We start from the raw sequence: 14,251 nt of genomic DNA, 5'->3' as shown, positions 1-14,251 counted from the left end.
AACCGCGACCGTCACGCGGTTGGTGGAGCGGATCCGCCTAGCGGATCGCCCCGAGCCACGCCTTGCGTGCATCCAGCGCCTCGATGGCCGCGGTGAGCCGGTCGGCGTCACCGGACGCTCGTGCCGCCTCGACCTCGTCCTCGAGCTTGGCGATGGCATCGGCGAGCTGGCTCGCGAGCCCCTCGGTGCGAGCCTTCGTCTCGGGGTTGTTGCGCTTCCAGTGCTCGTCCTCAAGCTGCTTGACGTGGGTCTCGATCTTGCGGAGACGGTCTTCGACGACGCGGACCTGCTCGCGCGGGACCTTGCCGATCTCGTCCCACCGACGCTGGATGTCGGTGAGCGCCTTGCGCGCCGAGTCCCGGTTCGTGTCGGCCAGGATCGGCTCGGCATCCGCCAACACCGCGAGCTTCAGATCCAGGTTGCCCTGGAACTCCTCGTTGTCGCGCGCGTCGATCTCGGCCTTGGCGCCGTAGATCGCGTCGCCCGCGGCCTTGAACTTCGCCCAGAGTGCGTCGTCCTGGCGCTTCCCGGCACGCGGGGAGGCCTTCCACTCGTCGAGCAGGCTGCGGTAGGCGGGGATGCCCTCGGCGCCCTTGGCGATGAGGGCCTCGGCGCGCTCGACGAGCTTCTGCTTGATCGCGCGTGCTTCCTTGTGGACCGAGTCCAGCTCCGTGTAGAACGCACGACGGTGCTGCTCGATCGTCGCGCGCGCCGTCCGGAACCGCTTCCAGAGGTCGTTGGCGTCGTTCTTCGCGAGACGAGGTCCGTCGTGCTGCTGGCGCTGCCACTCGGCGAAGAGTTCGTCGAGTCGCGCCGAGGTCTGCTTCCACTGCACCCGTGCCGGATCCTGCTGCGCGAGCTGTTCGGCTTCCTCGACGATCGCGAGACGCGCACGTGCCGCTTCCTCGAGGGCTGCCTTGGTCTCCTGGCTCTGCGCCTCGGTCAGCTCGCTCACGGTGCCGTCGAGCGCCGCGAGGCGGGTCAGGAGCGCCTGGAGGTTGCCGACCGCGTTGGCGGACTCGACCTGCTTGGTGATCGACTTCACAGCCTTCGCGACGTCCGTCGCCGGTGCACCGCGCTTCGCGCGCTGCTCGAGGAGCGTCACCTGTCCGGCGAGGTCCGTGAACTTGCGCTCGAAGTACGCGAGCGCCTCCTCCTTGGAACCGTCGGGGTACTGTCCGACCGCTCGTTCACCGTCGGCCTCACGGACGTAGACGGTGCCGTCGTCGTCGACACGACCCCACGGTTCGATCTCTGGACTGGTCACGCGCATCACCCTTGCTGTGTGTTGACCGCCGTTCGTGGCGATCGTGATCGATCCACAAGCCTATTACCCCGAGTCCTGCTCGGGGCGACCGCTTGCGCCGGTCGGTTCCGTCTGGTGCAGGTTACTGCACGCGCTACTGGACCGTCACCGAGGTGATGGTGGCCGGGACCGCTGGAGCACCGTCACCGCTGCCGTCCGCGACGCCGCCGGACACGACGCCCGAGACGAGCTGGTCGAGACCACTCGTGATCTGGCCGAGCACGGTGTAGCCGCCGGCGGCGTCGGACGGGATGGTGGAGTCCTGGTACACGAGGAAGAACTGCGAACCGTTGCTGTAGCCGTTCCCGCCCTGGCGCGCCATGGCGATGGTGCCGGCCGGGTAGACGTCGTCCGTCGGTGCGTTCTCGACCGGGCCGTAGCTGTACCCGGGGCCGCCGGTGCCGGTGCCGTCGGGGTCGCCGCACTGCAGGACGTAGATGCCGCTCGTCGTGAGGCGGTGGCAGGTGACGCCGTCGTAGAAGCCGGACTGGGCGAGGGAGATGAAGGAGGAGACACCCTGCGGCGCGCAGGCGCCGTCGAGGGTGAGGTTCATGACGACGTCGTTGATCGTCATCTCACCGCTCCAGTCGCGGTCCTCGGCGATCGTACTCGCGGGGACCTCGCCGGTGTTGGCGCCGTCCGTGGCCCCGGTGACACCGCAGGCCCCGGCCTCGGCGGAGGCGGTGGGCGTCGCGACCGGGGTGCCCGGACCGCCGGCGAAGAAGAACACCTGCGCAGCCGTGGCACCGGCAAGGATGACGACGAGCGCCGCAGCGGCGATCACGTTGTCGCGGACGCGGCGCTTGGAGCGGTGCTCGTGCACGGTGCGCCGGGCGTTGTAGGCGCGCAGTCGTGCGCGTGCTGCGCGTGCCTCTTTGTCCGGACCCTTGCTCGTTGCCACGTCGTTCCCTCCAGGTGCCGTCGGCCGAGCGGCGGCATCGCGCTGTCATCTGGCACCACGCCCGCGGCGGACTGCCCAGGAGAACCTTACGGGGAGCGCTCCGCGCGGACCAAACGGCGCACGACGGCGGCGACCCCGTTCTGCAGCGGGTCCGCGTGTCGCAGGCTGCGGCTAGCCTGGTGGAATGTTCAGTCGAGGACCCGGCATCGCCGGCGCACCGGTCCCGCTCGCGGTGCGCATGCGGCCCCGCAGCCTCGAGGAGGTCGCCGGCCAGCAGCACCTGCTCCGTCCCGGCTCGCCGCTCGTCCGTCTGGCGAGCGACAACGAGGGGACGCAGGCGGCCGTGTCCGTCATCCTCTGGGGCCCACCGGGCACCGGGAAGACGACGCTGGCGCAGGCCATCGCGCACAGCTCCGGTCGCCGGTTCGTCGAGCTCTCGGCCGTGACGGCGGGCGTCAAGGACGTCCGGCAGGTCATGGAGGAGGCGATGTCGAGCCGCGACCTCTATGGCAGCTCCACCGTCCTCTTCCTCGACGAGATCCACCGGTTCACGAAGGCCCAGCAGGACGCCCTGCTCCCCGGCGTGGAGAACGGCTGGGTCATCCTGGTCGCCGCGACGACCGAGAACCCGTCGTTCTCCGTCATCTCCCCGCTGCTCTCGCGTTCGCTGCTCCTCACGCTCGAACAGCTGAGCGACGACGACCTCGGCATCCTCATCGACCGCGCCGTGACCGACCCTCGCGGCCTGGCCGGTCGCTTCACCGTGACGCCGGAGGCCCGCGCCGCGATCATCCAGTTGTCCTCCGGCGATGCCCGACGAGCCCTGACGGCGTTGGAGGCGGCCGCGATCGCCGCCGACTCCGATCTCGGCGCTCCGGTCGACCCCGACGAGCTCGATCTCGACGACGCGGGCCTCCTCGACGTCGGCGATGAGGATGATGAAGACGACGAAGACGGGGTGGACTCCGACACCGCGACGCGGGCGCCCCGCGGTCCCGTCATCACCGATGAGCTCGTCTCGCAGGCGGTCGACCGCGCCCTGCTCCGATACGACCGCAACGGCGACGAGCACTACGACGTCATCAGCGCGTTCATCAAGAGCATCCGCGGATCCGACGTTGACGCCGCGCTGCACTACCTCGCTCGGATGATCGAGGCGGGGGAGGACCCGCGCTTCATCGCCCGCCGCATCATCATCTCCGCGGCCGAGGACATCGGCATCGCCGACCCGCAGGCGCTGCCCATCGCCGTGGCGGCCGCCGACGCCGTCCAGTTCATCGGCATGCCCGAGGGTCGCATCCCGCTGGCCGAGGCCGTGGTGTACCTGGCCACCGCCGCCAAGTCGAACGCGGCCTACGTCGCCATCGACCAGGCCATCGCCGACGTCAGGGCCGGAGCCTTCGGACGTGTGCCGAAGCCGATGCGCGACGCCCACTACGCGGGCGCCAAGCGCCTCGGACACGGCAAGGGCTACCGCTACCCGCACGACCACCCGATCGGTGTCGTCGCCCAGCAGTACCTGCCCGACGAGCTCCGCGACGTCCGGTACTACCAGCCCACCGACCACGGCCACGAACGCGACATCTCGGCACGGTTGGACAAACTCCGGAAGATCGTCCGGGGCGAGTGAACGTCGGGTCGCGGCGGCCCGGCGACCGGGGCACGTCGTGCTAGTATTGATCCGCCTAGAACCGGTGTGACTGCGCGGCTGCTCGATCACCGTGTTCGACGGGCGTGTTCTGTAGCCGAACAGCCCCGGCGGACCCCTCTGACTTTGTCCGGTGTGATTCCGGATCACCGACGCGTCTTCGCGCCGGTCATTCATCGTTTGAGACTTCATCGAAAGGAAACCGTGTCTACCAAGTCACGTACCCGCAGCAAGACCCGCCTCTCGCGGGCACTCGGCATCGCCCTCACCCCGAAGGCCGCCAAGTACCTCGAGAAGCGTCCCTACGCTCCCGGTGAGCACGGCCGCAGCAAGCGCAAGGCCGACAGCGACTACGCCGTCCGTCTGCGCGAGAAGCAGCGTCTGCGCGCCCAGTACGGCATCCGCGAGGCCCAGCTCAAGATCGCCTTCCAGGAGGCACGTCGCACCCAGGGCCTGACGGGTGAGAACCTCGTCGAGATCCTCGAGACCCGTCTCGACGCGCTCGTCCTCCGCTCCGGTTTCGCCCGCACCACGGCTCAGGCTCGCCAGATGGTCGTGCACCGCCACATCATGGTCGACGGCCAGCTCGTCGACCGCCCGTCCTTCCGCGTGAAGCCGGGCCAGCTCATCCACGTCAAGCCGCGCTCCGAGGGCACCGAGCCCTTCCAGGTCGCCGCTGCCGGCGGTCACGTCGACGTCCTGCCGAAGGTGCCCGCGTACCTCTCGGTCGAGCTCGACAAGCTCCAGGCGCGTCTCGAGCGTCGCCCGAAGCGCGCCGAGGTCCCTGTGACCTGTGAAGTGCAGCTCGTCGTCGAGTACTACGCAGCCCGCTAGGCCTGCGGCCCGGCTCCGGGCACCACACGAAGAGGCATCGGCTCCGGCCGGTGCCTCTTCGTCGTTGTACGACGCCATCGGTCCACCGCGCTCGACTACGATGGATGCTTGGTACGCCCGGCGACGCCCGGGTGGTCGCACCGCAGATGAGGAGTTCCCCATGAAGAACGTGTTCTGGCTGATCGTCGGCATCGGCGCCGGCTTCGTCGTCGCCCACGAGATCAACAAGACACAGTCCGGCAAGCGGTTCTTCTCCGAGCTGGACTCACGCGTCAGGGAGTTCACCGACACCGTCGGCGACGCCTACAAGGAGCGCGAGGCGCAGCTGCGCGACACGGCTGAGTCCGTCGTCGCGCGCGTCGAGGACGCCGCAGAAGACCTCACCAAGCCGTAGCGGCACGCCCGGACGGGCATCGCCGCAGCGCACGAACATCGACACGCACACCCCTGACGTACGGACACCATGGACACCGCTGACATCCGCTCCCGCTGGCTCACCTTCTTCGGCGATCGGGGGCACACCGTCGTCCCCTCCGCCTCCCTCGTCAGCGACGACCCCTCGCTCCTCTTCACGGTCGCCGGCATGGTGCCGTTCGTGCCGTACCTCACCGGCGTCGTCCCCGCGCCGTTCGATCGCGCCACGAGCGTCCAGAAGTGCATCCGCACCAACGACATCGAAGAGGTGGGCAAGACGCCCCGGCACGGCACCTTCTTCCAGATGAACGGCAACTTCTCCTTCGGCGACTACTTCAAGGAGGGGGCGATCACCTACGCGTGGGAGCTCCTGACCGGCAGTGAGTCGAGCGGCGGCCTCGCCTTCGACGAGAAGGACCTCTGGGTCACCGTGTACAAGGACGACGACGAAGCGATCGACCTCTGGAAGCGCGTCGCAGGGCTCCCCGAGCACCGCATCCAGCGGCTCGACAAGGACACGAACTACTGGTCGACGGGTCAGCCCGGACCGGCCGGCCCGTGCTCGGAGATCTTCTTCGACCGCGGTCCCGCGTACGGAGCCGACGGCGGCCCGGCGACCGACGACGACCGGTACGTCGAGATCTGGAACCTCGTCTTCATGCAGTACCTGATCGAGAACGTGCGCGGCAAGGTCGACTTCGACATCGTCGGCGAACTCCCGAAGAAGAACATCGACACCGGCATGGGGCTCGAGCGGGTCGCCTTCCTCAAGCAGGGCGTCGAGAACATGTACGAGATCGACCAGGTGCGCCCGGTCCTCGATCGCGCCGCCGAGTTGAGCGGCCGTCGCTACGGCGCCGACCACGACGACGACGTCCGGATGCGCGTCATCGCCGACCACGTGCGTTCGTCGCTCATGCTCATGAGCGACGGCATCACGCCGTCGAACGAGGGACGCGGGTACATCCTCCGCCGCCTCATGCGACGGACCGTCCGTGCGATGCGCCTCCTCGGCGTCGACACCGCGACGTTCCCCGAGCTGTTCTCCGCGTCGCGCGACGCCATGAAGGCGGCCTACCCGGAGGTCGAGACCGACTTCGGCCGGATCTCGCAGAGCGCCTACGCCGAGGAGGAGACCTTCCTCCGGACGCTGGCCAGCGGCACGACCATCCTCGACCTCGCGCTCGAGCAGACCAAGGGCACGGGCCGGACGGCCCTCGCCGGCGACTCCGCGTTCCTCCTGCACGACACCTACGGTTTCCCGATCGACCTGACCCTCGAGATCGCGGAGGAGGCCGGCCTCTCAGTCGACCGTGACGCGTTCGATTCGCTCATGACCGCGCAGCGCCAGCGGGCGAAGGCCGACGCGAAGGCGAAGAAGAGCGTCCTCGCCGACCTCTCGGTCTACAGCGACATCCGCGCCAAGGGCGAGACCGTGTTCACCGGCTACACCGAGCTCGAGACCGAGAGCCGCATCCTCGGCATCATCGTGGGCGGACACCCGGTGCAGCGCGCGGTCGCCGGTGACATCGCCGAGGTGATCCTGGCGGAGACCTCGCTGTACGCCGAGTCCGGCGGGCAGGAGGCCGACCAGGGCGTCATCGTCGGTCCCGGATACGAGCTCGAGGTGCTCGACGTGCAGAAGCCGGTCAAGGGTCTCATCGCGCACAAGGTGCAGGTGAGCCAGGGCGAGGTCGGCGTGGACGCACCGGCGACGACCATCGTCGACGCGAGCTACCGCCGCGGCGCGCAGCAGGCGCACTCCGGCACGCACATCATCCACGCAGCCCTGCGACAGGTCCTGGGCGACAGCGCCCACCAGTCCGGTTCGTCGAACAAGGCCGGGTACCTGCGGCTCGACTTCACCTGGAACCAGCCGCTGTCACCGGCGACGAAGTCGGAGATCGAGGAGATCTCCAACAACGCCATCCGCGACAACCTGCAGGTGAGCACCCGCGAGATGGCGCTCGACGACGCGAAGGCGCTCGGCGCCATGGCGCTGTTCGGCGAGAAGTACGGCGAGACCGTCCGCGTCGTCGACATCGGCGGGCCGTGGTCGCGTGAGCTGTGTGCGGGCACGCACGTCAGCTCAAGTGCCGAGATCGGGTTGATCAACCTCGTCAGCGAGTCGTCCGTCGGCTCGACGAACCGTCGGGCGGAGTCGCTCGTCGGACTCGAGGCCTTCCGCGACCTCGCCGCCGAGCGGGCGCTCGTGTCACAGCTCTCCGGCAGCCTCAAGACGCCGAAGGAGCAGCTGCCCGACCGCATTGCCGAACTGGTCGCGAACCTCAAGGCCGCTGAGAAGAAGATCGCCGCGTTCGAAGCCCGTGGGCTGAGCGAACGCCTCCCGGCATTGGCGCAGACCGCTCACCGCGTCGGCCCGGTGTCGCTCGTCGCCGAGCACCTGGGCGAGCTCGGGTCACCGAACGACGTCAGGACGCTCGTCACGCAGCTCCGCGAGCAGCTCGGCGCGAGCCCGGCGGTCGTCGCCCTGGGCGCGGTCGTCGGCGGGAAGCCCGCGATCGTCGTCGCGACGAACCAGGGTGCCCGCGACGCCGGACTCAAGGCAGGCGTCCTCGTCCGGGTCGCGGCCGGTGTCCTCGGCGGCAACGGTGGTGGGAAGGACGACCTCGCACAGGGTGGCGGCGTCGACGCCACCGCACTCGGCGACGCCCTCGCGGCGATCGCCCGCGAGATCGCCTGAGATGACGGACGGCTTCCGTCGCGGAGTCCGACTCGGGATCGACGTCGGGAAGGCCAGGGTCGGGGTCGCGAGAAGCGATCCCGACGGCCTGTTGGCCACGCCGGTGGAGACGGTCCCACGGGACCTCGGCGGCGACGCCGACATCCGGGCGATCGCGGTCATCGCCGAAGAACTCGGCGCCGTGGAGCTCGTCGTCGGTCTCCCGATCGCCCTGTCGGGGAAGGACACGGCGTCCACGCAGGACGCCCGGGAGTTCGCCGCCCGACTCAGGTCGATCACGGGTGTCCCGGCCCGTCTCGTCGACGAGCGGCTGACGACGGTGACCGCCCACAGCGCCTTGCGCTCCGCTGGGAAACGACAGAAGCAGACCCGCTCGATTGTCGATCAGGTGGCGGCCGTCATACTCTTGCAGTACGCCCTCGACGCCGAACGCGGTTCGGGGCGACCCCCCGGAAGCCCCGTCGACCCGTGAACAGGACGTGCCTGTGTCGAATCTGACACCTCAGAACAACCCAGCAGACGATCCGCTCGCCGACCTCTTCACGTCCGAGCGGAACGCCGCGGGGGAGCAGCCGGTGCCACTGTCCCGACGCGAGGCACGTCAGCAGCGGGAGGCCGCGGAAGCCGCTTCGTCGCCGTCCGAGCCCGTCGACGGGAATGCTCCGAGCGACACGGCCGAACCGGCCCCGACCGGCGCCACGTCGATCGACGCCTCCTCGGTCGACGCCCCCACGACCGCGTCGTCGAGTGGCTCCAGCGTCAGCGAGACGGCCGCGAGCGACACACTCCTGAGCGGGCCGACCTCACGTGCCCCCGAGTCGGACGACACCGAGTCCTCAGCGTCCCGGGCCAGGACCATGACCATCCCCGCGTTCGAGGACCTGCTCGCTGAGGGCGACACGGCGAACGACAGCGGGCCACAGCCGATCCATCGGGGGCGCCGTCGTGCGCTGGCCGGCGGGGAACCGCCGAAGCGCCGACGTGGTCGTCGCGGACTCATCGCGCTCATCGTGTCGATCGTCGTCGTCGGGGGTCTCGTCGCGTGCGCCGCGGTCGTGTGGACGAGTTACGAGCCGCAGATCCGCAAGGTGCTCGGCTGGGAGGAACCGAACGACTACGAGGGTGCCGGTAGCGGCGAGGCCGTCGTCATGGTCAACGAGGGCGACATCGGCGAGGACATCGCGACGAGCCTGCACGACGCCGGGGTCACGAAGTCGTTCGACGCCTTCTACGACCTCCTCCTCGCACAGCCCACCCAGCCGGAGTTCTTCCCGGGCGCCTACAAGCTGAAGCTCAAGATGAGCGCCGAATCCGCCCTTGCTGCGCTGACCGATGAGGCGAACCGCATGGAGGACACCTTCGTCATCCCCGAGGGCACCGCTGAGCAGGACGCCCTGCCGTCGATCGCGGAGGGCACCGGCATCCCGCTGGAGGAACTCCAGGCGGCGGCCGCCGACGTCGCGTCCTTCGGTCTCCCCGCCGAGGCGACCTCGCTCGAGGGGTTCCTCTTCCCGGCGACCTACAGCCTCCCCGACGGCGGCGATGCGCACGCCGTCCTCCAGACCCTCGTGAACCGGTCGTTCCAGGCGCTCGACGACGCCGGGGTGAAGCCCGAGGACCGCTGGAAGACCATCGTCCTGGCCTCGCTCATCCAGAAGGAGGCGGGCCTCCGCGACGACTACTACAAGGTGTCGCGGGTCTTCCTCAACCGGCTGGACCCGGCCCAGTGGGAGAGCGGTCTGCTGCAGTCCGACGCCACGGTCGCGTACGGGACGGGCAACACCCACCGCGTGTCGACCACGGACGCCGAGCGCGCCGACGCTTCGAACCCGTACAACACCTACGTCCACCCGGGCATGGTCGTGCGACCGATCTCGAACCCGGGTGACCTCGCGATCGACGCCGCGCTGCACCCGGCCGACGGACCCTGGCTCTACTTCGTCACCTGGAACCTCGACTCCGGCGAGACGATCTTCTCCACCACCCAGGAGGAGCACGAGGCCGCGGTCGACAAGTGGCTGTCCTGGATGGACGAGCATCCCGAGTACCAGTAGCGGGAGCGTGGCGCACATGAGTGGAACAGGGCCGGGTCACGGCGAGGACGGGCAGCCGCGGCTCGCCGTGCTCGGCGCGCCCATCGCCCACTCCAAGTCCCCGGCACTGCACGAGGCCGCGTACCGGGTGCTGGGGCTCGACTGGGACTACGGTCGCCACGAACTCGAGGCGGCCGGCCTGTCGGCCTTCCTCGACGACCTCGGCTCGGACTGGCGGGGGCTCTCGCTGACCATGCCCCTGAAGCATCGCGCGCTCGAGCTGGCCGACGTGGCCGACCGCGCCGCAACCGAGACCGGGGCGGTCAACACGCTACGCCTCCGCCGAGCCGAAGACGGATCCCGTCGGATCGAGGGGTTCAACACCGACGTCGGCGGCATCGTCCGCGCGATCGGGGCGGCCGGCGTCGACACGATCGCGTCCGCGGTCGTCCTGGGCGGGGGAGCGACGGCCTCCTCGGCGATCATGGCAGCGGCGGACCTCGGTGCCGAGCACGTCCACGTGGCGCTCCGACGACCAGCTCAGGCGCGACCACTCGAGGACCTCGCCGGCCGGTTGGGGCTGCGGTTCGCCTCAGGGCCGCTCGACGGTGAGACGCCTGACGCACCACTCGTGATCAGCACCCTTCCCGGCGGCGCCCTCACCGAACCGGGTCCGGTCCTGTCCCATGCTCCAGGCGCGCTCCTCCTCGACGTCGCCTACGACCCGTGGCCGAGTGTGCTCGCGGAGGCGTGGTCGCAGGCCGGCGGGTCGGTCCTCAGTGGGCTGTCGATGCTCGTGCACCAGGCGTTGCTCCAGGTCCGGATCTTCGTCCTCGGCGATCCGCTCCTGCCGCTCGAGGACGAGACGACGGTGCTCGGGGCGATGCTCGACACGGTCCACCTCGATCACACCGGGGCGCCGGTCGCCTCGCACTGACCGCTCCGGACGCATCCGGCCCACCTGCACACCCGCCGGGCCGTCGACCGAAGGCGCACGGTCGCGTCCCGGCTCTATGGAAGGATAGGACCATGCTTCGTTGGCTCACTGCCGGAGAGTCTCACGGCCCGGAACTCATCGCCGTCCTCGAGGGACTCCCGTCCGGCGTCCCCATCTCCATGGACGGCGTCCGCGCCGACCTCGCCCGACGGAAGCTCGGCTACGGCCGAGGATCCCGCATGAAGTTCGAGGAGGACGAGCTCAACCTGTCCGGCGGCGTCCGCCACGGCTTCTCCATGGGTAGCCCGATCGCGATCCGCATCGGCAACACCGAGTGGCCGAAGTGGGCCGAGGTCATGAGCCCCGAGCCGACCGAGATCTCCGACAAGTCTCGTGGCCGCAGCGCCGCGCTGACCCGTCCGCGTCCCGGGCACGCCGACCTGACGGGCATGCAGAAGTACGGCTTCGACGAGGCGCGTCCCGTGCTCGAACGCGCCAGCGCACGCGAGACCGCTGCGCGCGTGGCCCTCGGTGCCGTCGCGCGCTCCTTCCTCGGCGAGCTGGGCATCACCCTCGTCAGCCACACGCTGTCGATCGGCCCGGTGCGCGTTCCCGAAGACAGCCCGCTGCCGGTCCCGGCCGACGTCGACGCGCTCGACGCCGATCCGTTGCGCTGCTTCGACAAGGCGACCTCGGAGCGCATGGTCGCCGAGGTCGACGCGGCCAAGAAGGACGGCGACACCCTCGGCGGCATCGTCGAGGTCTTGGCCTACGGGCTCCCGCCGGGGCTCGGCTCCTACGTCCACTGGGACCGACGACTCGACGCACGGCTCGCAGCAGCGCTCATGGGTATCCAGGCCATCAAGGGTGTGGAGGTCGGCGACGGCTTCCTCACGACGACGCGTCGCGGTTCCGCGGCCCACGACGAGCTCGTCCAGGAGAGCGACGGCATCGCCCGACAGAGCGACCGCGCCGGTGGCACCGAGGGTGGCATGACCACCGGTACGGTCCTCCGCGTCCGTGCCGGCATGAAGCCGATCGCGACCGTCCCGCACTCGCTCCGCACGGTCGACGTCGCGACGAGCGAGGCCGCCACCGCGCACCACCAGCGCTCGGACGTCTGCGCGGTCCCGGCCTCCGGTGTCGTGGCCGAGGCGATGGTGGCGCTGGTCCTCGCCGAAGCGGTGCTCGAGAAGTTCGGTGGCGACTCGGTCCCCGAGACGAAGCGCAACCTCGACGGATACCTGGCAGCGATCCCGTCGAACCTGCGCACGCGAGGCGACCACGCCTCCAGCGCCGATGCCTGAGCAGGCCGTCGATCTCCGACTCCCCGTCGTCCTCATCGGACCGATGGGGTCGGGGAAGAGCCGGGTCGGCAAGCAGTTGGCGAAGCGCCTGGGAGTGCCGTTCGTCGACACCGACAACGTCGTGTCCGGCGAGCACGGCGCGATCGCGCGCATCTTCGAGCGACACGGCGAGGCGCACTTCCGTGCCCTGGAGCGTGCGGCGGTCGCCGCCGCGCTCGAGCAGCCGGCGATCGTGTCGCTCGGCGGGGGAGCGGTCCTCGACGAGGACACGCAGCGTGAGCTCGCCGATGCACGTGTCGTGCTGCTGACGGTCACCGAGGAGGCCGTGCTGGCACGGGCCAACCTCGACAAGCGTCCACTGCTCCGCGACGACCCCGGCGCTTGGTCGCGTATCGCCGCCGCCCGGCGTCCGGTGTACGAACGACTCGCGGATGTCACCTTCGACACCTCGCACCGACCCATCTCAGGCATCGTCGACGAGCTCGTCGCCTGGGTGAAGGAGCCTGCATGAGCACCGAACCGACCACCCCGACCGAGCGGACCGTCATCGAAGTGACGGGATCCTCCCCGTACCCCATCACGATCGGGAGAGGGCTGGAGGACGTGCTCGTCGGCGCCCTCGGGACCGGCGTGCAGCGGGTCCTCATCGTCCACCCGGCGACGCTGGGCGAGAAGGCGGCCAAGCTGCGCGAGACCCTGAGCGACCGGTACCAGGTACTGCTCGCCGAGGTGCCGGACGCCGAGGCCGGGAAACGGGTCGAGGTCGCCGCGTTCTGCTGGGGAGTCCTCGGGCAGGCCGACTTCACGCGCTCCGACGCGGTCATCGGGTTCGGCGGTGGCGCGGTCACCGACCTCGCCGGCTTCGTCGCCGCCACCTGGCTGCGCGGCGTCCGACTCGTGCAGGTCCCCACGACGGTCCTCGGCATGGTCGACGCGGCCGTGGGCGGCAAGACGGGCATCAACACCGCGGAAGGCAAGAACCTCGTCGGCGCCTTCTACGCCCCGGCCGCCGTCGTCTGCGATCTCGACACGCTCGACACCCTCCCGAAGAACGAGATCCTCGCAGGGTTCGCCGAGGTGGCCAAGGCCGGGTTCATCCGCTACCCGGAGATCCTCGACCTCATCGAGGCCGACGTCGACGCCGCGACCGACCCCGACACGCCCGCCTTCCGCCGCTGCATCGAGCTCGCGATCCGGATGAAGGCCGACGTCGTCAGCGAGGACTTCACCGAGCAGGGCCTCCGCGAGATCCTCAACTACGGGCACACGCTCGGGCACGCCATCGAGCACGCCGAGCGGTACCAGTGGCGACACGGTGCCGCGGTGGCGATCGGCATGATGTACGTCGCCGAGCTGTCCCGCCTCGCCGGCCGACTGTCGGACGAGGTCGTCGACCGCCACCGTCGCGTCCTGGAGCTCCTCAGCCTGCCGATCGCCTATCCGGTGGGTCGCTGGAACACCCTGCTCGCGACGATGCAGCGCGACAAGAAGACGCGTGGTTCGATGTTGCGGTTCATCGTGCTCGACGACCTCGCCAAGCCGACCGTCCTCCAGGGGCCCGAGACCTCGCTGCTCTTCGCCGCCTACCAGGAGATCGGCTCCTGACCGACGCCGTCGCGCTCCGTGAGCGCTCGTCCCGAACGGATACCCTCGACTCATGACCACCGTGCTCGTCCTCAACGGACCGAACCTCGGCCGCCTCGGCAGCCGTGAACCCGACGTCTACGGCTCTGCCGACCTCGTTGCGCTGCGCACCGTGCTCGAGGCCGACGCGGGCGACGGGACGCGGATCGACCTGCGTCAGACGGACGACGAGGGCGAGCTGATCGGCTGGCTCCACGAGGCCGTCGACGCCGGCACGTCCGTGATCCTCAACCCCGCGGCGTTCACCCACTACAGCTACGGGCTCCGCGACGCTGCGGCCATGGTCACGAAGGCAGGCCTCCTGCTCGTCGAGGTGCACCTCTCGAATCCACACGCCCGCGAAGCCTTCCGTCACACGAGCGTGATCTCCGGTGTCGCGACCGGCGTGATCGCCGGTTTCGGCTTCGACTCGTACCGCCTCGCCCTCGACCTCGTGGTCCGCCGCAGCGCCGAGTGACGTGCGAGGCGTCCTGGTCCACCACGGGCGCGTTGGTCACGGGTCCTCGCAGCGGTTACACTCGTT

At 69.8% G+C, this 14,251-nt stretch carries 13 protein-coding genes; 11 read left to right on the top strand and 2 right to left on the bottom strand.

What is annotated here, in order from left to right:
- Nucleotides 1-37 precede the first annotated feature (37 nt).
- Together IFU11_RS01240 and IFU11_RS01235 are read right to left on the bottom strand one after the other, a co-directional pair.
- Nucleotides 38-1,267: a DUF349 domain-containing protein gene (locus tag IFU11_RS01240; RefSeq protein ID WP_369808437.1), complete on the bottom strand. Its 1,230-nt coding sequence runs from the start codon at nt 1,265-1,267 to the stop codon at nt 38-40.
- A 133-nt stretch (nt 1,268-1,400) separates the two neighbouring features.
- On the bottom strand, nt 1,401-2,207 hold the full coding sequence (locus IFU11_RS01235) for a peptidylprolyl isomerase (protein ID WP_079705920.1): 807 nt from the start codon (nt 2,205-2,207) through the stop codon (nt 1,401-1,403).
- Between the two features lie 184 nt (nt 2,208-2,391).
- Between IFU11_RS01235 and IFU11_RS01230 the strand changes: the two genes are divergently transcribed.
- The 11 genes from IFU11_RS01230 (at nt 2,392) to IFU11_RS01180 (ending at nt 14,185) form a co-directional block, all read left to right on the top strand.
- On the top strand, nt 2,392-3,837 hold the full coding sequence (locus IFU11_RS01230) for a replication-associated recombination protein A (RefSeq protein ID WP_137241688.1): 1,446 nt from the start codon (nt 2,392-2,394) through the stop codon (nt 3,835-3,837).
- A 222-nt stretch (nt 3,838-4,059) separates the two neighbouring features.
- Nucleotides 4,060-4,689 carry a 30S ribosomal protein S4 gene (gene rpsD, locus IFU11_RS01225; protein WP_137241687.1) on the top strand — a complete coding sequence of 210 codons (630 nt, stop codon included), beginning with the start codon at nt 4,060-4,062 and terminating at the stop codon, nt 4,687-4,689.
- 160 nt (nt 4,690-4,849) lie between these two features.
- Nucleotides 4,850-5,083, top strand: coding sequence for a hypothetical protein (locus IFU11_RS01220; RefSeq protein ID WP_079002498.1), 234 nt, complete (start codon nt 4,850-4,852; stop codon nt 5,081-5,083).
- A 69-nt stretch (nt 5,084-5,152) separates the two neighbouring features.
- The gene (gene alaS, locus IFU11_RS01215) at nt 5,153-7,807 is read left to right on the top strand and encodes an alanine--tRNA ligase (RefSeq protein ID WP_192017952.1); all 2,655 of its coding nucleotides are present in this window, start codon (nt 5,153-5,155) and stop codon (nt 7,805-7,807) included.
- Between the two features lies 1 nt (nt 7,808).
- The gene (ruvX, locus tag IFU11_RS01210; RefSeq protein ID WP_138947071.1) at nt 7,809-8,279 is read left to right on the top strand and encodes a Holliday junction resolvase RuvX; all 471 of its coding nucleotides are present in this window, start codon (nt 7,809-7,811) and stop codon (nt 8,277-8,279) included.
- Between the two features lie 13 nt (nt 8,280-8,292).
- The gene (gene mltG, locus IFU11_RS01205; protein WP_229938877.1) at nt 8,293-9,861 is read left to right on the top strand and encodes an endolytic transglycosylase MltG; all 1,569 of its coding nucleotides are present in this window, start codon (nt 8,293-8,295) and stop codon (nt 9,859-9,861) included.
- Nucleotides 9,862-9,877: 16 nt separating this feature from the next.
- Nucleotides 9,878-10,777 (top strand): shikimate dehydrogenase, encoded by a 900-nt coding sequence (locus IFU11_RS01200; RefSeq protein WP_192017951.1) that lies wholly within the window; start codon nt 9,878-9,880, stop codon nt 10,775-10,777.
- Nucleotides 10,778-10,869: 92 nt separating this feature from the next.
- Nucleotides 10,870-12,084, top strand: a complete 1,215-nt coding sequence (aroC, locus tag IFU11_RS01195; RefSeq protein WP_064293830.1) for a chorismate synthase — start codon at nt 10,870-10,872, stop codon at nt 12,082-12,084.
- A complete protein-coding gene (locus IFU11_RS01190) occupies nt 12,077-12,595 on the top strand; it encodes a shikimate kinase (RefSeq protein ID WP_192017950.1) in 519 nt (172 codons plus the stop codon). Before aroC ends, IFU11_RS01190 begins: the two co-directional genes overlap by 8 nt.
- Complete coding sequence (gene aroB, locus IFU11_RS01185; protein WP_191941105.1) at nt 12,592-13,689, top strand: 3-dehydroquinate synthase; 1,098 nt, start codon at nt 12,592-12,594, stop codon at nt 13,687-13,689. The genes IFU11_RS01190 and aroB overlap by 4 nt, the downstream gene beginning before the upstream one ends.
- Nucleotides 13,690-13,741: 52 nt before the next feature.
- Nucleotides 13,742-14,185 (top strand): type II 3-dehydroquinate dehydratase, encoded by a 444-nt coding sequence (locus IFU11_RS01180; RefSeq protein WP_191941106.1) that lies wholly within the window; start codon nt 13,742-13,744, stop codon nt 14,183-14,185.
- Nucleotides 14,186-14,251: the final 66 nt, after the last annotated feature.

This window comes from Plantibacter sp. CFBP 8804 (genome assembly GCF_014841225.1).
GTDB lineage: Bacteria > Actinomycetota > Actinomycetes > Actinomycetales > Microbacteriaceae > Plantibacter > Plantibacter auratus.
Note: the sequence above shows the minus strand (reverse complement) of the source record. Positions and strands in the feature narration are given on the sequence as shown.

Coding starts and splice junctions, on each gene's coding strand:
- IFU11_RS01230 (WP_137241688.1), top strand. CDS start 2,392: ATGTTCAGTCGAGGACCCGGCATCGCCGGCGCACCGGTCCCGCTCGCG.
- IFU11_RS01220 (WP_079002498.1), top strand. CDS start 4,850: ATGAAGAACGTGTTCTGGCTGATCGTCGGCATCGGCGCCGGCTTCGTC.
- alaS (WP_192017952.1), top strand. CDS start 5,153: ATGGACACCGCTGACATCCGCTCCCGCTGGCTCACCTTCTTCGGCGAT.
- ruvX (WP_138947071.1), top strand. CDS start 7,809: ATGACGGACGGCTTCCGTCGCGGAGTCCGACTCGGGATCGACGTCGGG.
- IFU11_RS01200 (WP_192017951.1), top strand. CDS start 9,878: ATGAGTGGAACAGGGCCGGGTCACGGCGAGGACGGGCAGCCGCGGCTC.
- aroC (WP_064293830.1), top strand. CDS start 10,870: ATGCTTCGTTGGCTCACTGCCGGAGAGTCTCACGGCCCGGAACTCATC.
- IFU11_RS01190 (WP_192017950.1), top strand. CDS start 12,077: ATGCCTGAGCAGGCCGTCGATCTCCGACTCCCCGTCGTCCTCATCGGA.
- aroB (WP_191941105.1), top strand. CDS start 12,592: ATGAGCACCGAACCGACCACCCCGACCGAGCGGACCGTCATCGAAGTG.
- IFU11_RS01180 (WP_191941106.1), top strand. CDS start 13,742: ATGACCACCGTGCTCGTCCTCAACGGACCGAACCTCGGCCGCCTCGGC.